General features: G+C 67.4%; 22 protein-coding genes. 16 read left to right on the top strand and 6 right to left on the bottom strand.

Features of this window, described 5'->3' with window-relative positions:
* The first annotated feature begins 6 nt into the window (after positions 1–6).
* Genes PK606_RS01885 through PK606_RS01860 form a run of 6 tightly spaced genes read left to right on the top strand, consistent with a single transcriptional unit; the run spans position 7 to position 6,672 of the window.
* Positions 7–888 carry an ABC transporter ATP-binding protein gene (locus PK606_RS01885; protein WP_324559990.1) on the top strand — a complete coding sequence of 294 codons (882 nt, stop codon included), beginning with the start codon at positions 7–9 and terminating at the stop codon, positions 886–888.
* Complete coding sequence (locus tag PK606_RS01880; protein WP_324559988.1) at positions 888–1,766, top strand: branched-chain amino acid ABC transporter permease; 879 nt, start codon at positions 888–890, stop codon at positions 1,764–1,766. The genes PK606_RS01885 and PK606_RS01880 overlap by 1 nt, the downstream gene beginning before the upstream one ends.
* Before the next feature lie 10 nt (positions 1,767–1,776).
* Positions 1,777–2,817: a branched-chain amino acid ABC transporter permease gene (locus PK606_RS01875; protein ID WP_324559986.1), complete on the top strand. Its 1,041-nt coding sequence runs from the start codon at positions 1,777–1,779 to the stop codon at positions 2,815–2,817.
* A 9-nt stretch (positions 2,818–2,826) separates the two neighbouring features.
* Entirely contained in the window at positions 2,827–4,029 is a 1,203-nt protein-coding gene (locus PK606_RS01870) for an ABC transporter substrate-binding protein (RefSeq protein ID WP_324559984.1), read from the top strand.
* Between the two features lie 7 nt (positions 4,030–4,036).
* Entirely contained in the window at positions 4,037–4,852 is an 816-nt protein-coding gene (locus PK606_RS01865; protein ID WP_324559982.1) for an ABC transporter ATP-binding protein, read from the top strand.
* Positions 4,849–6,672: an AMP-dependent synthetase/ligase gene (locus PK606_RS01860; protein WP_324559980.1), complete on the top strand. Its 1,824-nt coding sequence runs from the start codon at positions 4,849–4,851 to the stop codon at positions 6,670–6,672. The genes PK606_RS01865 and PK606_RS01860 overlap by 4 nt, the downstream gene beginning before the upstream one ends.
* Before the next feature lie 108 nt (positions 6,673–6,780).
* Here the strand turns inward: PK606_RS01860 and PK606_RS01855 are convergent, their stop codons facing one another.
* A complete protein-coding gene (locus PK606_RS01855) occupies positions 6,781–7,134 on the bottom strand; it encodes a hypothetical protein (protein ID WP_324559978.1) in 354 nt (117 codons plus the stop codon).
* A gap of 241 nt (positions 7,135–7,375) precedes the next feature.
* Here PK606_RS01855 and PK606_RS01850 point away from each other — a divergent pair, with 241 nt between their 5' ends.
* The 8 genes from PK606_RS01850 to PK606_RS01815 all read left to right on the top strand — a co-directional run bounded on the left by PK606_RS01850 (position 7,376) and on the right by PK606_RS01815 (position 15,314).
* On the top strand, positions 7,376–9,214 hold the full coding sequence (locus PK606_RS01850; protein WP_324559976.1) for a glutamine--tRNA ligase/YqeY domain fusion protein: 1,839 nt from the start codon (positions 7,376–7,378) through the stop codon (positions 9,212–9,214).
* A 12-nt stretch (positions 9,215–9,226) separates the two neighbouring features.
* Positions 9,227–10,381 (top strand): AAA family ATPase, encoded by a 1,155-nt coding sequence (locus tag PK606_RS01845; protein ID WP_324559974.1) that lies wholly within the window; start codon positions 9,227–9,229, stop codon positions 10,379–10,381.
* 66 nt (positions 10,382–10,447) lie between these two features.
* Positions 10,448–11,044, top strand: coding sequence for a DUF4276 family protein (locus PK606_RS15930; protein WP_502920771.1), 597 nt, complete (start codon positions 10,448–10,450; stop codon positions 11,042–11,044).
* A 238-nt stretch (positions 11,045–11,282) separates the two neighbouring features.
* A complete protein-coding gene (locus tag PK606_RS01835) occupies positions 11,283–11,876 on the top strand; it encodes a nucleotidyltransferase domain-containing protein (RefSeq protein WP_324559970.1) in 594 nt (197 codons plus the stop codon).
* Positions 11,866–12,285: a hypothetical protein gene (locus PK606_RS01830; protein ID WP_324559968.1), complete on the top strand. Its 420-nt coding sequence runs from the start codon at positions 11,866–11,868 to the stop codon at positions 12,283–12,285. Before PK606_RS01835 ends, PK606_RS01830 begins: the two co-directional genes overlap by 11 nt.
* 128 nt (positions 12,286–12,413) lie before the next feature.
* Entirely contained in the window at positions 12,414–12,821 is a 408-nt protein-coding gene (locus PK606_RS01825; protein WP_324559966.1) for a phage holin family protein, read from the top strand.
* 71 nt (positions 12,822–12,892) lie between these two features.
* Positions 12,893–13,798 (top strand): alpha/beta fold hydrolase, encoded by a 906-nt coding sequence (locus PK606_RS01820; protein WP_324559964.1) that lies wholly within the window; start codon positions 12,893–12,895, stop codon positions 13,796–13,798.
* A 136-nt stretch (positions 13,799–13,934) separates the two neighbouring features.
* Positions 13,935–15,314: a dihydrolipoyl dehydrogenase gene (locus PK606_RS01815; RefSeq protein ID WP_324559962.1), complete on the top strand. Its 1,380-nt coding sequence runs from the start codon at positions 13,935–13,937 to the stop codon at positions 15,312–15,314.
* 35 nt (positions 15,315–15,349) lie between these two features.
* Here PK606_RS01815 and PK606_RS01810 read toward each other — a convergent pair whose 3' ends face one another.
* From PK606_RS01810 to PK606_RS01795, 4 genes are all read right to left on the bottom strand, one after another.
* Positions 15,350–16,012 carry an alpha/beta hydrolase gene (locus tag PK606_RS01810; protein WP_324559960.1) on the bottom strand — a complete coding sequence of 221 codons (663 nt, stop codon included), beginning with the start codon at positions 16,010–16,012 and terminating at the stop codon, positions 15,350–15,352.
* Positions 16,013–16,135: 123 nt separating this feature from the next.
* Positions 16,136–16,696, bottom strand: a complete 561-nt coding sequence (locus PK606_RS01805) for a hypothetical protein (RefSeq protein WP_324559958.1) — start codon at positions 16,694–16,696, stop codon at positions 16,136–16,138.
* 66 nt (positions 16,697–16,762) lie between these two features.
* The gene (locus PK606_RS01800) at positions 16,763–17,203 is read right to left on the bottom strand and encodes a hypothetical protein (RefSeq protein WP_324559956.1); all 441 of its coding nucleotides are present in this window, start codon (positions 17,201–17,203) and stop codon (positions 16,763–16,765) included.
* Between the two features lie 171 nt (positions 17,204–17,374).
* On the bottom strand, positions 17,375–18,391 hold the full coding sequence (locus tag PK606_RS01795) for a MipA/OmpV family protein (RefSeq protein ID WP_324559954.1): 1,017 nt from the start codon (positions 18,389–18,391) through the stop codon (positions 17,375–17,377).
* A 318-nt stretch (positions 18,392–18,709) separates the two neighbouring features.
* On the opposite strand from PK606_RS01795, the gene PK606_RS01790 reads away from it, so the two are divergent.
* On the top strand, positions 18,710–19,726 hold the full coding sequence (locus PK606_RS01790; protein ID WP_324559952.1) for a zinc-dependent alcohol dehydrogenase family protein: 1,017 nt from the start codon (positions 18,710–18,712) through the stop codon (positions 19,724–19,726).
* 195 nt (positions 19,727–19,921) lie between these two features.
* A complete protein-coding gene (locus PK606_RS01785; protein WP_324559950.1) occupies positions 19,922–20,266 on the top strand; it encodes a four-helix bundle copper-binding protein in 345 nt (114 codons plus the stop codon).
* A 51-nt stretch (positions 20,267–20,317) separates the two neighbouring features.
* Here PK606_RS01785 and PK606_RS01780 read toward each other — a convergent pair whose 3' ends face one another.
* Entirely contained in the window at positions 20,318–20,506 is a 189-nt protein-coding gene (locus PK606_RS01780) for an SDR family oxidoreductase (protein WP_324559948.1), read from the bottom strand.
* Positions 20,507–20,552 lie beyond the last annotated feature (46 nt).

Raw genomic sequence — 20,552 nt, 5'->3', positions numbered from 1 at the left:
AGACCGATGCAAGCGCTGCCTGCTGACGCCAGCACCGCCCGTCCGGCCGGCGCCGCAGCGCCGGTGCTGGGCATCGACGCGGTGACGCTGGCGTTCGGCGGCGTCAAGGCGCTCACCGGCGTCGGCTTCGAGGTGCAGCCCGGCTCGATCACCGCCGTCATCGGCCCCAACGGCGCCGGCAAGACCTCACTGTTCAATACCATCTCGGGCTTCTACCGGCCGAGTGCCGGGCGCATCGTGTTCGAGGGGCACGACATCTCGCGCGTGCCGGCGCCGCAGCGCGCCAGGCTGGGGTTGGCGCGCAGCTTCCAGAACATCGCGCTGTTCCGCGGCATGACGGTGCTCGACAACATCAAGCTCGGCCGCCACGCGCACCTGACCAGCAACGTGCTGCACGCGCTGGTCTACGCCGGCCGGGCGCGCCGCGAGGAGGCGGCGCTGCGGCGCGAGGTCGAGGAGCGCATCATCGACTTCCTCGAGATCGACCACATCCGCCACGCGCCGGTGGCGGCCCTGCCCTACGGCCTGCAGAAGCGGGTCGAGATGGCACGCGCGCTGGCCATGAAACCCAGGGTGCTGATGCTAGACGAGCCGGTCGCCGGCATGAACCGCGAGGAGACTGAGGACATGGCGCGCTTCATCCTCGACGTGCGGCGCGAGTGGGGCATCACGGTGCTGATGGTCGAGCACGACATGGGCATGGTGATGGACCTGTCGGACCATGTGGTGGTGCTGAACTTCGGCCAGGTCATTGCGCAGGGCACGCCGGCCGAGGTGCAGCGCGACCCCGAGGTGATCCGCGCCTACCTGGGCGCCGGCGACGTCGGCGAACTGCGCCGCAAGCTGCGCGCGGCGGCAGCGGCCACGCCAGCGGCGGAGGTGGCCTGATGGATTGGGCCTTCCTGTTCGAGATCACCCTCACGGGCCTCGCCAGCGGCGGCCTGTACGCGCTGGCGGCGCTGGCCTTCGTGCTGGTCTACAAGGCCACCAAGGTGGTCAACCTGGCGATCGGCGAGATGCTGATGATCGGCGCCTACCTGTTCTTCGCCTTCGCCGCCAGCTTCGCGCTGCCGATCTGGCTGGCGGTGCTGGGCGCCATGCTGGGCGCCGGCCTGCTGGGCGCGGTGATCGAGCGCACCATGATCCGCCCGCTGTTGGGCGAGCCGCCGATCTCGGCCTTCATGGTCACCGTCGGCCTGGCCTCGATCCTGGTCGGCGTGGTCGAGATCATCTGGAGCGCCGACCAGCGCCGCCTGCCCGAGTTCATGCCCAGCACGCCGGTGATGATCGGCGACGCCTTCCTGGCACCCAAGGTGGCCTACGGCGCACTGACCGCCATCGTGCTGATCGCCTTGGTGCTGCTGCTGTTCCGCTTCTGGCGCGGCGGCGTGGCGCTGCGCGCGACCGCCTCCGATCAAGGCGCGGCCTACATGATGGGCATCAACGTGCCGCGCGTGTTCTCGCTCGCCTGGGTGGCCTCGGCCATGATCGCCGCGGTGTCGGGCATCATCGTCGGCGCCATCGGCGGCATCTCGTCGTCGATGGGCATCTTCGGCCTGTCGGTGCTGGTGGTGGTGATCGTCGGCGGCCTCGACAGCGTGCTGGGCGCGCTGGTCGCCGGCCTGCTGATCGGCCTGATCGAGGCGCTGGCCGGTGCCTACCTCGGCGGCGAATACAAGCTGCTGGCCACCTTCATCGCGCTGGTGGTGGTGCTGATGGTGCGGCCCTACGGCCTGTTCGGCACGCACGAGATCGAGCGGCTCTGAAGACTGTCCCATGCGCATCGGAACCCTGAAGGAAAGCTACATCGCCGACGCGGCGCTGTTCGACTCGCGCACGCAGAAGACCTGGCTGGGCGTCGGGCTGGCGCTGCTGGTGCTGTTCCCGTTCATGGCCAACGACTACTGGCTGTACCTGGCCTGCCTGGTGGCGATCAACGTCGCCAGCGCCACCGGCCTCAACGTGCTGACCGGCTACACCGGCCTGGTCAGCCTGGGCCAGGCCGCCTTCATGGGTTTCGGCGCCTACACGGTCGCCATCATGCAGGCACGGCTGGGCACGCCGGTGCTGCTCAACCTGCTCGCGGCCGGCGTGGTCGCCATGCTGGCCGGCCTGGTGGTCGGCATCCCGTCGCTGCGCGTCAAGGGCCTGTACCTGGCCATCGTGACCATCGCCGCGTCCTTCATCGCCCATTTCCTGTTCGCCAATTTCGACTTCACCGGCGGCACCGGCGGCCTGACGGTGCAGCCGGCCAGTTTCTTCGGCTTCGCGCTCGACACCTCGTTTCGCATCTACTGGCTGATCGTGCCGGTGACGCTGCTGATGCTGCTGGGCGCCGCCAACCTGTTCCGCACCCGGGTCGGCCGCGCGTTCATCGCCATCCGCGACCGCGACATCTCGGCCGAGGTGCTGGGCATCCCGCTGCTGCGCTACAAGCTGCTGTCGTTCGGCCTGTCGTCCTTCTACGCCGGCGTGGCGGGCGGCCTGTGGGCCTACTTCTTCCGCGTCGTCACACCCGAGAGCTTTCCGCTGCTGATGTCGATCTTCTTCCTCGCCGCCATCATCGTCGGCGGCATGGGCAGCATCCTGGGCGGCATCCTGGGCGCGGTGTTCATGACCATGGTGCCCGAACTGCTGAAGTTCGCGTTCGACCTGCTGCCGCAGACCGGCCACGACATGAAGGTGTTCCTGTCGCCGGTGCGCACCGTGGTGTTCGGTCTGCTGATCGTCGGTTTTCTCGTCTTCGAGCCGCTCGGGCTGGCTGAAGTGTGGCGGCGCATCCGCCGGTTTTTTCATCTGTGGCCTTTCAGAAACTAGGAGACCCGCATGTCGACTTCCCCCTCTCACAAGCATTTCTCGGCGCGCCGTCGTGGCCTGGTTATGGCCGCGGCCGCCGGCGCCACCCTGCCGCTGCCGCTGGTGGTGCAGGCCCAGGCCGACAACGAGATCGTCATCGGCGGCTCGATCCCGATGACCGGCGTGTTCGCCTTCGCCGGCGTCGGCATCAACGCCGGCATCGCCGACTACGTCAAGATCGTCAACGACGCCGGCGGCATCAAGGGTCGCAAGTTGCGCTACGTGCCCGAGGACACGGCCTACAAGGTCGATGTCTCGGTGGCCGCCTACAAGAAGATCACCAGCCAAAACAAGGTCAACCTGTACTACGGCGACTCCACCGCCTTCTCCAAGACCATCAACCCCGAGCTGGAGCGCAACGGCCAGATCCTGATGGCCGGCGCATCGTTTGCCACCGAGCTGAACGACCCCAAGAAGTACCCGCACCAGTTCCTGGTCGGTCCCGACTACACCGAGCAATTCGGCATCCTGCTGCGCCACATCGCCAAGGAGAAGCCGGGCGCCAAGGTCGCCTTCGTCTATTCGGATTCCGAGTTCGGGCGCGACCCGATCGACTCCAGCGAGGCGGTGGCCAAGAAGCTCGGCCTGTCGGTGCCGATCAAGATCATGACGCCGCCGGGCAGCGTCGACGTCTCCACCGAGGTCATCAAGCTGCGCCGCGCCGCGCCCGACTACACCATCTTCCACGGCTACATCCTGGCGCCGATCCCCGAGTTCATCACCCAGGGCAAGCAGATGGGCATGACCAGCAAGTGGATGGGCACCTTCTGGACCATGGACAGCTCCACCGTGATGAAGCTGGGCGAGGCCGGCGACGGCTTCATGGGCGTGATGCCCTTCCGCTACTACTACGACACCTCGGCCAAGGCGCCGATGCTGGAAAAAATCCGCGCCATGCGCCCCGAGTACCAGAGCACCGCCTACATGCAGGGCTTCCTCACCGCCATGCTGTTCGCCGAATCCGCCAAGCGCACGCTGGATGCCGGCAAGCCGCTCACCGGCGACAACCTGAAGGCGGCGCTGAACTCGATCAAAGACTTCGACACCGGCGGCATCATCGGCACGCCGATCAGCATCCCGGGCAACTCGATTCCCGTCGGCCGCGTCTACCGTGCCGACATGAAGGCGCAGCGCATGGTGGCGGCATCGGACTGGATCTCGCTCGCGAACTGATCCGCCGATGAGCCAGGCCGGTGCCCCCATCCTCGATGTCAACAACATCGAGGTGGTCTACAACAGGGTCGTGCAGGCGCTGCGCGGCCTGTCGCTGTCCGTGCCACAGGGCCAGATCGTGGCCCTGCTCGGCAGCAACGGCGCCGGCAAGTCCACCACCTTGAAAGCCATCTCGGGCCTGCTGCCGCTGGAAGACGGTGCCATGCCCTCGGGGCAGATCAGCTTCGACGGCCATCCGGTCGCCGGGCAGGCGCCGCAGCAGCTGGTACGGCGCGGCCTGGCGCACGTGATGGAAGGCCGGCGCGTGTTCGAGGACCTGACTGTGGAGGAGAACCTGGTCGCCGCCACCTATGCGCGCAGCGGGCGCCAGGCCGGCGCCAGCGACTTCGACGCCGTGTACAGCTACTTCCCGCGCCTGCACGAGCGCCGCAAGGGCCTGGCCGGATACCTGTCGGGCGGCGAGCAGCAGATGCTGGCCATCGGCCGCGCACTGATCGGCGAGCCGAAGCTGATCCTGCTCGACGAGCCCTCGCTCGGCCTGTCGCCGATGCTGGTGGAGGAGATCTTCACCATCATCGCGCGCGTCAATGCAGAACGAAAGGTCTCGATGCTGCTGGTCGAGCAGAACGCCAGCATCGCGCTGGCGGTGGCGCACCAGGGCTACATCATGGAAAACGGCAAGATCGTGATCGACGGCAGCGCCGAGCGCCTGGCTGCCGACCCCGACGTGCGCGAGTTCTACCTGGGCGTGGGCGGCAGCGGCGACGCGCGCAGCTTTCGTCACCTCAAGCACTACAAGCGCCGCAAGCGCTGGCTGTCATGACCCGCGCCCTCGAGCTGCCGGAGCAGACGCTGCCGCAGATGCTGCGCGAGCAGGCGCGGCAGCGCGGCGAGCGCATCGCCATCCGCCAGAAGGACTTCGGCATCTGGAAGCCGCTGAGCTGGAACGAGTACCTCGCGCGCGCCAGCCATTTCGGCCTCGGCCTCACCACGCTCGGGCTCGGCCTCGGCGGCCACGTCGGCGTGATTTCCGAGAACCGCATCGAGTGGGTGCTGGCGCAGATGGGCGCCGGCCTGGTCGGCGCCGTCACCGTGGGCGTCTACCCCACCAGCCCGAGCAACGAGGTCGCCTACGTGGTCGGCCACGCCGATGTCGAGGTCGTGGTGTGCGAGGACCAGGAGCAGGCCGACAAGGTGCTGGAGGCGATCGAGCAGCTGCCTCGGCTGCGCCGCATCGTCATCGTCGAGACCAAGGGCCTGAGCAGCTACGGCCCCGAGGACCGCGCGCGCATCGTGACCTTCGCCGAGGTCGAAGCCACCGGGGCCGAGCTGTGGCAGCGCGAGGGCAGCGGCCGCATCGACGCCGTGCTGGCGGCGCAGCGGCTGGACGACATCGGGCTGATGATCTACACCTCGGGCTCGACCGGCGCGCCCAAGGGCGCCATGATCTCGTGGCGCAACATCCGCGGCGTGGTGCCCGGCATCGTCGAGCGGCTCGACTTGAGTGCCGACAGCTCGCACCTGTCCTACCTGCCGCTGTGCCACGTGGCCGAGCAGATGCTGACCACCTTCGTGCCGGTGTACCTGGGCTCGCAGGTCAACTTCGGTGAATCGATCCGCACCGTGCAGGAAGACCTGCGCGAAGTCGCGCCCAACATGTTCCTCGGCGTGCCGCGCATCTGGGAGAAGCTGCACGCCGCCATCAGCATCAAGATGCAGGAAACCGGTGCGCTGCGCCGCCGCATGTACGAGCGCGCCCTGGCCGCCGCGCTGCCGCTGGCCGAGAAGGACCGCGCGCGCTGGTCGCTGGGCGAGCGCCTGCGCTTCAGCGCCGCGTACTGGCTGGTACTGCGGGCACTGCAGAACTTCATCGGCCTGCGCCGCGCGCAGGTGGCGCTGACCGGTGCGGCGTCGATTCCGACCGAGGTGGTGCGCTTCTTCCGCGCCATCGGCGTGCCACTGGTGGAGGTCTATGGCCTGACCGAGTCGACCGGCATGGTGACCGGCCAGCGCACCGATGACGTCAAGCTCGGTACCGTGGGGCCACCGACGCTGGGTGTCGAGCATCGCCTGGGCGAGCACGGCGAGCTGCTGCTGCGCGGCGACATGGTGTTCGCCGGCTACTACAAGAACCCCGAAGCCACCGCCGCCTCGGTCCAGGACGGCTGGCTGCACACCGGCGACGTGGTGGTGGAAGAGCACGGCCACATCCGCATCGTCGACCGCCTGAAGGACATCATGATCACCGCCGGCGGCAAGAACCTGACGCCGTCCGAGATCGAAAACACCATGAAGGCCAGCCCCTTCATCAAGGAGTGCATCGTGATCGCCGAAGGCCGCAAGTTCGTCTCGGCGCTGATCCAGATCGACTACGAGACGGTCGGCAAGTGGGCCGAAGCGCGGCGGCTGGCCTTCACGCATTTCCGCTCGCTGGTCGAGCTGCCCGAGGTGCGCGAGCTGATCCAGGGCGAGATCGATCAGGGCAACGGCCGGCTGGCGCAGGTAGCGCAGATCAAGAGCTTCCACCTGCTGACCAAGGAACTCGACCACGACGACGGCGAGGTCACCGCCACCATGAAGGTACGTCGCTCCAGCATCTACAAGACCTACGCGCCGGAGATCGAGGCACTGTACGGCGCCTGAGGCGCAAAAGAAAACCCGCTCGCGAGGAGCGGGTGTCAAAGGTGGTCACCTTGGAGAAACCTGGTTCGCGGCGCCAGCCTGGCCAGACCGCGCCGCTGATCGCGCTACTCAATCCCAGTCGTCGTAGTGGCGATGCTTCTTGCGCCACTTCCTCGACTGCTTGTAGTGCCCCGGTGGGCCGTAGTAGACCGGCGCCGGGCGGTAGCTGACGCGTGGCGGCGCATAGTACGCCGGTGGCGCCACGTACACCGGACGCGGCTGAACGTACACGGGCGCCGGCTGCACATAGACCGGCTGGGGCGCGTACACCACCGGCGGCGCATTGGCGACGCCGACCGACACGCCGGGCGAGCCGATGCCGATCGACCAGTACACATCGCTGCGGGCCTGCGCCGCACCGGCGAAGGCCAAGGCGCCTGCCGCCAGCAGTGCTGTGGCCAGAATGCGTTGCGTCGTCTTCATGCTGAACTCCTTCTCGCGGCGCGCCCGAACCAGATCCGGCGCACCCAACATGTCCATTAAACGCAGCCAAGGGCGATACAGACCACCTCGCTCAGGTGAAAGGGGTATCCAGGCGTTAACAGAAGCAGAAAAATCAAGGACTTGCACGCGGTTTGCCCACCTGCGGCCGGCACGCCTGAAACAGGTACGGCGTCCGGCACACAGCACCGGCAAGGCGGGGCGCCGACCTAGAATCTGCGCCATGTCCTCCCCCACCAAAAAAACACCGCCGGCCGCGGCTGCCGCCGACGCCGCCAAGCCCAGCCATTTCATCCGCCAGGCCATCGATCACGACCTGGAGCAAGGCACCTACGCCAAGCGCATGTGGGGCGGCCAGCCCGGCGACGGGCCCAGCCATGCCACCGGCATGCCCGACCCGGCGCGCATCCGCACCCGCTTTCCGCCCGAGCCCAACGGCTACCTGCACATCGGGCACGCCAAGAGCATCTGGCTCAACTTCAGCCTGGCGCAGGACTACGGCGGCGTCTGCCACCTGCGCTTCGACGACACCAACCCCGAAAAGGAAGAGCAGGAATACGTCGACTCGATCCGCGAAACGGTGCGCTGGCTCGGCTGGGACCACCACTACCCCGACGACCCGGCGCGCCCGGGCGTGGCCCAGCCGCATGAGTACTTCGCCAGCGACTACTTCGACTTCATGTACCGCGGCGCCGAATACCTGATCGAGGCCGGCCACGCCTACGTCGACGAGCAGACACCCGAGCAGGTGCGTGCCACGCGCGGCGACTTCAGCACGCCTGGCACCGACAGCCCGTTCCGCGACCGCCCGCCGGCCGAGAACCTGGCGCGTTTCCGCGAAATGCGCGATGGCCGCCACGCCGACGGCGCCATGGTGCTGCGCGCCCGGATCGACATGGCGTCGCCCAACATCAACATGCGCGATCCGGCCATCTACCGCATCAAGCACGCCACTCACCACAACACCGGCGACACCTGGTGCATCTACCCCATGTACACCTACGCGCACCCGATCGAGGACGCGCTGGAGCAGATCACCCACAGCATCTGCACGCTGGAGTTCGAGGACCAGCGCCCCTTCTACGACTGGGTGCTGGAGCGGCTCACCGAAGGCGGCCTGCTCGCCGCCCCGCCGCCGCGCCAGTATGAGTTCGCCCGCCTCAACGTCGGCCACGTCATCACCAGCAAGCGCAAGCTGCGGCAACTGGTCGAGGACGGCCACGTGGCCGGCTGGGACGACCCCCGCATGCCCACCCTCGCCGGCCTGCGCCGCCGCGGCTACACGCCGGAAGCCCTGAAGCTGTTCGCCGAACGCAGCGGCGTCACCAAGACCAGCAACGCCTGGACCGACTACGCCGCCCTCGACGCCGCCCTGCGCGACACGCTGGATCCAGTCGCTCCACGCGCCATGGCCGTGCTGGAGCCCGTCAAGCTGGTCTTCGAAAACTGGGCCGAGATCTTCGGCAGCGAGCAGTACCTGGAGCCCTGCGAAGCCCCCGTCCATCCCCACCACCCGGAGATGGGCCAGCGCCGCTTCAACCTGGGCCGCGAGGTGTGGATCGAGCGCAGCGACTACGAGGAAACGCCGCCCAAGGGCTTCTTCCGGCTGTTCCCAGGCAACAAGGTGCGCCTGAAATACGGCTACGTCATCGAATGCCTGGGCGCCACCCAGCATGAAGCCGGCGCCGTCAGCACGGTGCGCGCCAGGCTCATCCCTGACACCAAGTCCGGCACCCCCGGCGCCGACAGCGTGAAGGTCAAGGGCGTCATCACCTGGGTCGGCGTGGCCGACGGCCAACCCGCCGAAGTGCGCCTGTACGACCGCCTGTTCACCGAAGAACAACCCGACGCCGGCGGCCGCGACTTCCTCACCGTGCTCAACCCCAACAGCCTGACGACAGCGCAGGCGATCGTCGAACCCAGCTTGGCCAAGGCCGCTCCCGAAGACCGCTTCCAGTTCGAGCGCCACGGCTTCTTCGTCGCCGATCGGCGCGACCATGTGCCGGGCGGGAGGTTGGTCTTCAACCGGGTGACGGGGTTGAAGGATTCGTGGGCAAAATAATACGGTATATCTATGCTCAATCAGGAACTCGACTGGATATCCATAAACGGCTTTAAGAGCATTGAATCGACCGGCCGTGTTCAACTAGAACCCGTCAACATTATTATTGGACCAAACGGCGCAGGCAAGTCAAACTTCATTGACGCATTTGCTCTCCTACAGACCATAAAAGAGGGACGCCTCTTCGAATACGTCCGCACAGCCGGAGGGGCAGACGAAATACTAAATTTTGGAGCAAAAGTCACTCAAAAACTTTCTATTGAGCTATCCTTCATGAACGAGGTCAATGGATATAAGTTGATCCTCAAAGCTGATAATAATGACAACCTCTTCCCGCTAAGCGAAGAAGTGAGTTTTTGGGACAAAAGCAGATATCAACGCGAATACACCGATCAACTCGCGCCAATGAAAGCCGGCAAAGAGGCCGGCATTAGCAACAGTCACATCACCAGTGCAATCGGCACATGGATAAGGGCCAGACTTGATCGCTGGCGAGTTTATCATCTGCACGACACCAGCCCATCATCTCCACTCCGGAAGATAGCAAAGGTAGATGACAACGACTTTTTGAGACCCGACGGCTCAAATCTTGGGGCTTTTTTATACCGATTACAGGAAACCGAAGACTATAAGCCTTCCCTTGATTTAATAAAAAAGTCCCTCCAACGAGTGGCACCATATTTTGAAGACTTCATACTCAAGCCAGATAACATTAATTCAAATGTAATTAAATTGGCCTGGAAACATAAAAAATCTGATAAATATTTTGGAGCACAAGCATTTTCTGATGGCACGCTTCGCTTTCTAGCACTCGCCACACTGTTCCTGCAACCACTAGAGCTTCGTCCATCAGTTATCTTGGTCGACGAACCGGAACTAGGTTTACACCCGAGCGCGATTAGTTTGTTAGCAGCAATAATTCGCCAGACATCCAAAGAAACCCAAATTATTGCATCCACCCAATCGTCGTTGCTAATCGACCACTTTGATCCTGAAGATATCCTAGTTGCCGAAAGGAATGAGCGCGGCACCAACCTAAACCGCCTCGACTCTGCCCAGTTAAGCGCGTGGCTAGAAGACTACAGCCTCGGCCAACTGTGGGAAAAAAAAATCAAATTGGCGGTAGACCAAAATAGCAAGTATGACTCGATTAATTGTTCACGTTGAAGGCCAAACTGAGGAGCTTTTCGTTAATGAGACTCTAGCCCCCATCTATACAAGAAGGGGTTTACATTGATTTCTGCACGATTAATCGGAAACGCAAGATTGCGAGCCAACAGAGGCGGAATTAAAGGATGGGACTCAGTCAAGCGAGATATTCAACGCCATCTTGAGCAGGATCGGGGATGCTATGTCACGACAATGGTAGATTATTACGCCCTTCCGCAATCTGGACAAAAGGCATGGCCCGGCCGACACGAAGCAACCGATCTGCCTCATGATTTTAAGGCGCAGCATATCGAGAATCTCTTGCAACAAGAGGTAATCGCACTCTGCAACAGCCACACGGCCATCAATAGATTCATACCATACATTGCCTTGCACGAGTTTGAAGCACTTCTTTTCAGCGATTGCCACGCCTTCGCAAGCTCCCTAAACTGCTTCGAGGTAGAGTCTCAACTTTACACAATAAGGAATAGTTTTCAGACGCCGGAACATATCAATGACTCACCCGAGACCGCACCCTCCAAGCGAATTGAGGAAATATTTCCTCGATATGAAAAACTGCTATTCGGTAATATTGCCGCATTTGAAATTGGAATAGATTCAATGAGAACACAGTGCCCACATTTCTCCGATTGGCTAACACGTCTGGAATCAGTCGCTTGATTAAAAATTGGAATGGGGAATTGGGGTCAGGGGAATTGGGTCAGATTCCAATTAAGAATCCGCACGGGGCTCACCCCATGACGCACGACGATGCCGTGGCGCGAGATCAAAGTCGGCATCGACCTGCGCGAGCCGGCATGGGGGTGTGGCAGGCCTGAGGCGCGGGCCGCTGCCCTTGACACTGGATCACAGACCCCGATTTGGGTACCATAAGCCCCAATTTGGGTACGATAACGCCATGTCCTCGGTTGCCGACGCCCTCTTCCCCGACGTACGCCAGCGCGTGCTGGCCCTGCTGTTCACGTCGCCGGACCGCAGCTTTTACGCCAACGAGTTGATCACGCTGGCGCGCTCGGGCAAGGGCGCGGTGCAGCGCGAGCTGGCCAGTCTGCTGGCCGCCGAGTTGGTGACGGTGCGCGAGCAGGGCAACCAAAAGCATTACCAGGCCAACGCCGCCTCGCCCGTGTTTGCCGAGTTGCGCGGGCTGGTGCTGAAGACAGTGGGGCTGGCCGACGTGCTGCGCGCCGCGTTGGCGCCGCTGGCGGAGCAGATCGCAGCGGCCTTCGTCTACGGCTCGGTGGCACGGCACGAGGACACGGCCGGCAGCGACGTGGACGTGCTGGTGGTGAGCGACTCGCTGGGCTATGCCGAGCTGTTCGGCGCGCTGGAAGCTGCCACGCAGACGCTGGGTCGCACGATGAACCCCACGCTGTACACCCAGGACGAACTGGCGCGCCGCCGCGCGCAGGACAATGCCTTCGTCACCCGCGTGCTGGCGCAGCCGCGCATCTGGCTGTTGGGCGACGAGGAGGTGCTGGCCCATGGCGACTGACCCGCTGCGCAACCTGAGCGGCCCGGGCAAGCCGCTCAAGGCCGAGCCGCCCGACGCGGCCGAGACCGCCGGCCTGCTGCGCACCGGCCGCGCACGCTTGGTTGATGCGGGCAACGCCACACTGTCGCTCGAAAGCCGGTTCGACCTAGCCTACAACGCCGCGCATGCGCTGTGCCTGGCCGCGCTGCGGCGCCAGGGCTTTCGGCCCAGCCAGCGCTATATCGTGTTCCAGGTGCTGCCGCATACGCTGAGCCTGGGGCCGGAAGTCTGGCGCGTGCTGGACAAGTGCCACAACACGCGCAACCTGGGCGAATACGAGGGGCTTCTGGACATTGATGAACGGCTGGTAATCGGCCTCATCGAAGCGACGCAGCGCGTGGATGAGGCCTTGCGCGCCAACGGACTGTGACAGGACTGGCCATCCGGATGGGCGGCCCGACGTCGCTGCTCGCCTGAATCATTACCCCGGCCACACCGGATACGTCGAAGGTGGACGCGCGGTTACGATCGACGCCCATCGCACCCGCCACCTCAACCATGCTCGCCAACCTCACCCCCTTCCTGCTGCACTGGGCCATCACGGCGTTCGGGCTGTGGGTGGCCGGCCATGTGTTCAAGGGCATGCACTTCGCGAGCGGCGGCGCGCTGGCGGTAGCGGCGCTGCTGCTGGGGCTGGCCAACGCGGTGGTGCGACCGCTGCTGGTGGTGCTGACGCTGCCGCTCACGCTGCTGAGCTTCGGGCTGTTCCTGCTGGTGATCAACGCGCTGGTGCTGATGCTGGTAGCCAGGCTGGTGCGGGGCTTCCACCTCGACGGCTTCTGGACCGCGTTCTGGGCCAGCCTGTTCATGTCGCTGCTGAGCCTGGTGCTGGGCGCCTTCATCCTCGGCGGCACGCCCGAGTACACGATTGAGACCAGCCCGGCGCCGGGCCAGACCTGGCTGTAGGCACGGCGCCGTACCGGCGAGCGGCGCCCGCTGCTACGATGGCCGTCCTGCCCTGCCGCCGAGGCCCCGCCATGCCCCAAGCCGCCCAGCACGCATTTTTCGACTCCGCCGCCGACGGCCTGCGCATCGCCACCCACGCCTGGGGCACCGGGCAAGCCGCGCCGTGCGGCGTGGTGCAGATCGCCCACGGCCTGGCCGAGCACGCCATGCGCTACGAGCGGCTGGCGCAGGCGCTGGTGGCCGCAGGCTACGTGGTGCATGCCGCCGACCACCGCGGCCACGGCGGCTCGATCGCGCCCGGCGGCGTGCCGGGCGACTTCGGCGCCGGCGGCTTCAAGGCGTTGATCGCCGACGTCACAGCATTCGGCCGCACGCTGCGGGCGCGGCATCCGGGCCTGCCGCTGTTCCTGGTCGCGCATTCGATGGGCTCGTTCGCGGCGCAGAGCCTGCTCATCGACCAGCCCGGGCCGTACGACGGCGTGGTGCTCTCGGGCACCACGGCGCTGGACGTGCTGGCCGCCGAACTGGCCAAGCCACCCGCGCCCGGCGCGCCGGCCGGGCTGGAGGCGTTCAACGCCCCGTTCGAGCACCGTACCGGCTACGAGTGGCTGTCCCGCGACGCGGCCGAGGTCGACAAGTACGTGGCCGACCCGCTGTGCGGCTTCGATCTGCCGCCCGAGACCATCCCGCAGCTGTTCGGCGACGCGGCGCGCCTGGCCGACGCGGCGGCGCTGCGGCGCATCCGCCCCGAGCTGCCGGTGCTGCTGATGTCCGGCAACGCCGACCCGATCGCCGGCGGCGGCGCACTGGTCGAGACCGTGGCCCAGCGTTACCGCGACGCCGGGCTGCGCGACGTCACCGTGCGCCTGTACCCGCAGGCGCGGCACGAGATCTTCAACGAGACCAACCGGGACGAGGTGACGGCCGAGCTGATCGACTGGCTCGGGCGGCACCGACCCGGCACATCACTCGGGTAGCACAGGCAGGTGCAAGCTGGCGGCCGGAAACACGCGTGCGCCAGTCGGCTTCTGTGGCGTGGGCCCGCACACCCGGCAGCGTCGGTTAGCATGGCATATCAGCCATGACTTATAGATTGATCCCAAGGAGTGACCCATGAGCACCCCGCTTAAGACCGACGTCGCCATCATCGGCGCCGGCACCGCCGGCATCGGCGCCTTTGCCGAGCTGGGCCGGCTGGGCCTGTCGCGCCTGCTGATCGACCACGGCCCGCTGGGCACCACCTGCGCGCGGGTGGGCTGCATGCCGTCGAAGGCGGCGCTGCACGCGGGCAGCAAGTGGGCCACGCTGCGCACGCTGCTTCACGGCACCGAGCCGCCGGCCGGCGCGCAACGCCCGATCGACCTGTGGCGCCACGCCCGCACCACACGCGACATGCTGGCGGGCAACACCGCCAAGCGCACGATCTCGGCCGCGGGCGAGAACCTGCTGATGGGCCGCGCGCGCTTCACCGGCCCCGGCGCGCTCGACGTCGACGGCCGCCGCGTCGAGGCCAGGGCGGTGATCGTGGCCACCGGCTCCAGCCCGGTGGTGCCGGGTTTCCTGGCCGGACTGGGCGAGCGCGTGCTGACCACCGACACCCTGTTCGACCTCGACGAACTGCCGGCCAGCATCGGCATGCTGGGCCTGGGCGCGATCGGGCTGGAGATGGGGCTGGCGCTGTCGCGCCTGGGCGTGCGCGTGGTGGCCGGCGACATGAAGGAGTTGCCGGCCGGCATCAGCGACCCCGAGATCGGCCAGGCCGCCATCGCGCGCTTCGCGCCGGAGCTGACGATGTGGCTGGGCCAGCCGATGCAGGCCAGGCTGGACGGTGCGCGCATCACGGTGAGCGCCGGCGATGGCCGATCGGAACACGTCGACTTGGTGCTGGCGGCGCTGGGCCGCAACCCGAACCTGGCGGGACTGGACCTGGCCGCCGCCGGCGTGCCGCTGGACGACAAGGGCCGGCCGCGGCTGGACGACAGCGGTCTGTGCGCCGGCGATGCGCCGGTGGTGTTTGCCGGCGACGTCAACGGCGTGCGCCCGCTGATGCACGAGGCGGTGGACGAGGGCTTGTTCGCGGCCCGGCTGGCGGCACGGATGGTGGACGGCGGCACCGGTGAGCCACCACAGCGGCGCGTGCCGATCGGCATCGTGTTCAGCGACCCGGACATCGGCAGCGTCGGCCTGGCGCACGACCAGCTCGACATGGGCAGCACCGTGATCGGCAGCGCAGAGGGCTCGGGCAACGGCCGCGCCCAGGTACTGGGCGCGCCGGGCGACCTGCTGCGCGTGTATGCCGACGCGACGTCTGGCCGCCTGCTGGGCGCCAGCCTGATCGCCAGCCACGGTGAGCACCTGACCCACCTGCTGGCCTGGGCGGTGCAGCGCGGCGAGACCGCGCAGCAGTTGCTGGAGCTGCCCTACTACCACCCGACGATGGAAGAACTGCTGCAGAGCGCGCTCAAGGACGCGGCGCGCCAGGTCGGCGGCTGAAGCGGCGCGGCCGGCGCGCGGCGTTCAGGCAGCGCTCAAGCCAGCACGCGCAGCAGCCAGGCGCGCAGGTCGCCGAGTTCCTCGGCACAGACCGAGTGCCCCATCGGGTACTCGTGCCACTCGACGGCGTAGCCGAGCGCGGCCAGCGCATCGCGCGAGGCCGTGGCACGCGGCAGCGCGACCATCTCGTCATGCCGGCCGTGTGCCAGGAACACCGGCACGTACTGGTTGGCGGCGCTGCGCTCGGCCGCCAGCTTGCCGGCCAGCGGCAGGTAGCCGCTCATGCCGATCACGCCCGCCAAGCGCTGCGCGTGGCGCAGGCCGGTCAGCAGCGCCATGGCACAGCCCTGCGAGAAGCCGCCCAGCACGATGCGCTGGCTCGGCATGCCGCGCGCCTGCTCCTGCGCCAGCAAGGCCTCGATGGATGCCTGCGAACGGCGCAGACCGGCTTCGTCCTCGTCGCTGCGGTCGTGGCGGATGTCGAACCAGGCCGGCATCACGTAGCCGCCGTTGATGGTCACCGGCAGTTCGGGCGCGTTGGGAAACAGCCAGCGCACGGGGCCGACGTCGGCCAGGTCGATCTCCTGCACCAGCGGCGCGAAATCGGTGCCGTCGGCGCCGAGACCGTGCATGACGACGATGGTGGCGCGCGGGTCGGCGCCGGTGCTGAATTCAAGTGTGTGGGGTGCGGCGGTCATGTGGGCATCGTAGCGCCATGCGCTGTGCCCACGTCACGATGCGGCAGACGCGAGGCCGCAGCTTCCTGGGCTGTGCGGTGCGCTGACCTGGGTTAGCAGCGTGCAGGGTGGATACGGCGGCTTTCAGCGCCCGTCGCCGTCGGCGTCGCCCGGCAGGGCTTGCTCGACGCGATCCCAGGCCGCGCGGCCGGCGCTCCTGGCCTGCTCCCAGGTCAGGCGCGACTTGCCCTTGAGCGCGTCCCAGTCGCGCTCGAGCCCAGCTTCCGCCTGCTCCCAGGTGCGGCCCGGGTAGAGGCGGCGGCCCTGGTAACCGAGGCGATAGGCCGCCGCGTAGTCGTCCGCGTAGTCGAATTCGCCGACGTAATCATCCTGCGTGACGTGGTGGGTCTCCCAGTAGGCGTAGTCCGGGTCCGCGGCGTCGACCGCGGCGTAGCCGCCCAAGGCGCCGAGGATGGCGCCGGCGGTGCCGCCGACCAGCACGCCGACCGGGCCGGCGGCAACCGCGCCGACCGCGGCCCCTGCCGCGGCGCCAGCCGCCATGCCGCCACCCATGGCGATGCTGTTGACCTCGCGCGCGGCGGTTTCCGCGTCCATCGGTTCTTGCGCCGCCAGGCGCGGATCCTGCGAGGGTTGTTGCAGTGGCGCCGGCGCTTCGGCGGGCGCGTTCTTGCGGGTATCGACCATGGTGATGCTCCGTGAAGAAAGAAGGCCTGGATCACCGACACGCGGCGACCAGCGGACATGGCAGTCTTAGAGTTCGCCGGCCGCGGCGGCCTCGGCACCGGGGCTGGCCTCGACCAGCTCCTCGATCACCAGGGCTCGGTAATGGTAGGCCAGCAGGGCACCGGCCGCCTTGAGGGCGCTGCCGAGGGCGTCGGTATCGGCATCACCGACCTCGATCAGCAGGCCGGCCTTGCCAGCCTGGGCCAGTTCGACGAAGCGCCGCATGAACTGGTCCTCGCGTCCGAGCGAGGGCATGCCGCCCGTGTCTTCGGCGCGCTTGCCGAACGCCTGCTCGATGGCGGCGGGCGCCGCCAGTTGCACGCCGCCCACACCGGCGACGCCGGCCGCCGCGCTGGCGGCCGCCTCGGCTGCCGATTCGCTGCGGAACATGGCAAACACGTGGCCGGTCGGGTAGTAGGCGCCGCTGGCGCTGAAGTGGCCGGGGTCGGGAGAGAAATAGGTACTCATGGCATTCGATTCGTCACGGCCGGAACCGCCGGCCGTCCAAGCCATTGTTGAACTGTTGCCCGAAACCAGGCTGTAGGACACCTGCCCGCCGCCACGGCAGGCCATCGCCCGCATGCCGGACGGCGCCTGGCGGCAGCGCGCAAATGCGGCGTCTGCCAGCGCCCGCACGGCTCAGTTGCGCCAGGCTATGCCGATGGTGGCGGACACGCCGCTGTCGCGCACCGTCAGCGGGCTGCGCCGGGCGTCGCCGTGCAGCCGTGCGTAGCGCACGCCGCCGAACAGCACCCAGTGGCGCGACAGCGCGTGGGCCAGGTCGACGCCCAGCTCGGTCTGGTACAGGCCGCCGCCCGGCTTGAACGCCCGATAGCCCGAGCTGGCCACCGCCGATTGCGGCACGCCGAACTGGCTGCGCATGTACTGGCTGTTGCCCCACGAGGCGCCTAGGCCGACGTCGAGGCGCGTGGCCGTGCTGATCGGCCAGCGGTAGCCGAGCCAGCCATCCAGTTCCATGCCGCGCCCCCGGCCCAGGATGTCCTGCGACGCCGCCAGGCTGGCGGTCCAGCGCTCGGTCAGGTTGTAGCGGGCTCGCAGACGCGCGCGCAGGGTGGCGCGCACGTCCGGCACGCCCTTCAGGCGCTCGGTCTCGGCGACATCGCGGCCGCGGTCGATGTTGAGCGACAGGCTCAGGTTGAAGCGGTCGGTGGCGCGCAGCATCGCCTGGGCGCCGCTGCCGCGGTCGCGCCGGCCCTGCCCCATCAAGCCGTAGCCGCCACCGGCGCTGAGGCGCCAGCGGCCCCACTCCAGCGCGCCGACCGGCTTGAGCTTGAAGTGCTGACTGTCGCCGCCGAAGAAGTTGGGGCTGGTGTTGGCGGCCACGCCGAGCAGCCAGCGCACCCGGTCCTCGTCGGCCTCGCCCTCGTTGTCGCGCGCCGGCAGGCGGTCTTGCGACCAGTTGCGCAGCTGGCGCGGTGCCGACGGATCGCGCGGGCTCGGACGGTCACCGGCGGCGGGCACTTCGGGGCCGCCAGCCGGCGCCTGCGCCAGCTGCATCGGGAGTTGATCGACGGGCGACTCATCGAGCGCATCGGACCATGCCAGCACCGGAGCAGCGCTGCACAGGCCGATGGCTGCGACGATCCAGGTGCCGACGGGTGTGGCGTGCTGGCGGTGCTGATGCAAGGGCTTCAAGGGCATGATGACAATGGGCAAATCAAACGGCTCGCCAGCCGCCGAGCCCGGGGCTTGCCGGTCGCCGACCAGGCTGGCCGCCGCGCAGCATGCGGCTGGAATGGCTGCTTTGTATCATCGAATTCACCAGCGACAGCCAGTCCAGGACCGAGCCAATGGCACGTCGGCGGGGCCATGCAGCCAGGAGCTGCGCAGCCTCGCACCGCCGCCACCAGTGATGGCACTGGCGTTAAGATTTTTCATTGCCGCCGACGCGCCGAGACACCGGCAGCCCGCGTCGGCACGCTTGGAGCCACGCCGGCGCATGACGAACCGACCATGAACGACGACGCCGAGAAATCACTGGCCATGGTGCTGCGCGGGGCACGGCAGGCGCTGCAGGCCGAGCGTCGGCCGCCACCGCAGCCGGGTCCTGGCGAAGTGCGCTTGCGCGTGCGCGCCTGCGCGGTCTGCCGCACCGACCTGCACCTGCAAGACGGCGATCTGCCGATGGCGCGCTGGCCGGTGGTGCCGGGGCACGAGGTGGTCGGCAGCGTCGACGCCCTCGGCGCCGGCGTGACCGCGCTGCGCCTGGGCCAGCGCGTGGGCGTGCCCTGGCTGGGTGGCTGCTGCGGCCGCTGCCGCTACTGCCTGGCGGGACAGGAAAACCTGTGCGACGCACCCGAGTTCACCGGCTGCACACGCGATGGCGGCTTCGCCACCCATGTGGTGGCCAATGCCAGCTTCTGCGTGCCGCTGGACAAGCTGGCGCTCGACGACGCCACCGCGGCGCCATTGCTGTGCGCCGGGCTGATCGGCTGGCGCTCGCTGCGCATGGCCGGCGACGAGGCGCGCGTGCTGGGCCTGTACGGCTTTGGCGCCGCCGCGCACCTGATCGCGCAGGTGGCGATTGCGCAGGGCCGGCGCGTGCATGCCTTCACCCGCGCCGGCGACAGCGCGGCGCAGCAGCACGCGCGCGAACTCGGCTGCAGCTGGGCCGGCGACTCCGGGCAGGCGCCGCCGGAGGAACTCGACGCCGCCATCCTGTTCGCCCCCGTCGGCGCGCTGGTGCCGCTGGCGCTGAAGGCGGTGCGCAAGGGCGGGCGCGTGGTGTGCGGCGGCATCCACATGAGCGAGATCCCGGCGTTCCCGTACGCGCTGCTGTGGCAGGAGCGGCAGCTGGTGTCGGTGGCCAACCTGACGCGCGTCGACGCGCACGAGTTCTTTGCCGCGCTGCAGGCGCTGCCGCCGCTGCAGGTGCACACGCACCGCTACCCGCTGCAGGACGCCGAACGCGCCATGGACGACGTGCGCGCCGGCCGGATCCAGGGCGCGGCGGTGCTGGTGCCGCAGTAGCCGTCAACGGTGCCAACGACGAGCACGGTGGCGCCGCGGCGCGCGGAATGCCGCTGTGACACGGCCCGTAAACCGTGCGGCCGGGTGCGGGCCGCGACGGCAGACACGCGCGCGATCGTCCTACGCACGCGGGTCGGGGACCGGATCAGAGTGCCTCTATCGACCTCAGGTCGCTTCCAAGCCAAGGAGCCACTCATGAACCACCTCAGCGCCGAGATACAAGGCTGCATCCGGGATTGCCTCGATTGCCACAGCAGTTGCTACGGCATGGCGATGACACATTGTCTTGACAGCGGCGGCGAGCACGTGGCGCCGGCGCACTTTCGCACCATGATGGCGTGCGCGGAGATCTGCGCCACGGCCGCCCGATTCATGATGATGAACTCGCCTCATCATGGCGACATCTGCCGCGAATGCGCCGCGATCTGCCGTGAATGCGCCGCCGATTGCGAGCGCCTGGACGGCATGCAAGCCTGCGTCGATGCCTGCCGTCGCTGCGCCGAGAGCTGCGAGAAGATGGCGGCCGCGCCGCGCCATTGACACGCTTCGATCACCGCCCGGTGGCGCATGCCCGATCGGCCACCGACGCCGTCAGCCCGGCCGCGGCCCAGCCACCCGGCGCGCGATCCGCAGCAGCAGGCGATCGGGCGTGAGCCGGGTACCCAGCGCCATCAGCCGATTCAGCCAGCCATGCACGGCAATCAGGTCACCGCGCTGCACGGCGCGAAAGCCCAGCTCGGCCACCGCTTCAGGCGTCGGCAGCCGCCGGCCCTTACTCATAAGTCAGTAATTTAGGGAACAAATGTTCACATCTTCTGTCCAAGTC

This window comes from Ottowia sp. (assembly GCF_035444425.1).
Taxonomy (GTDB): domain Bacteria; phylum Pseudomonadota; class Gammaproteobacteria; order Burkholderiales; family Burkholderiaceae_C; genus Ottowia.
The sequence above is the reverse complement of the archived record's forward strand: the minus strand, read 5'-3'. Positions and strand labels throughout refer to the sequence as shown.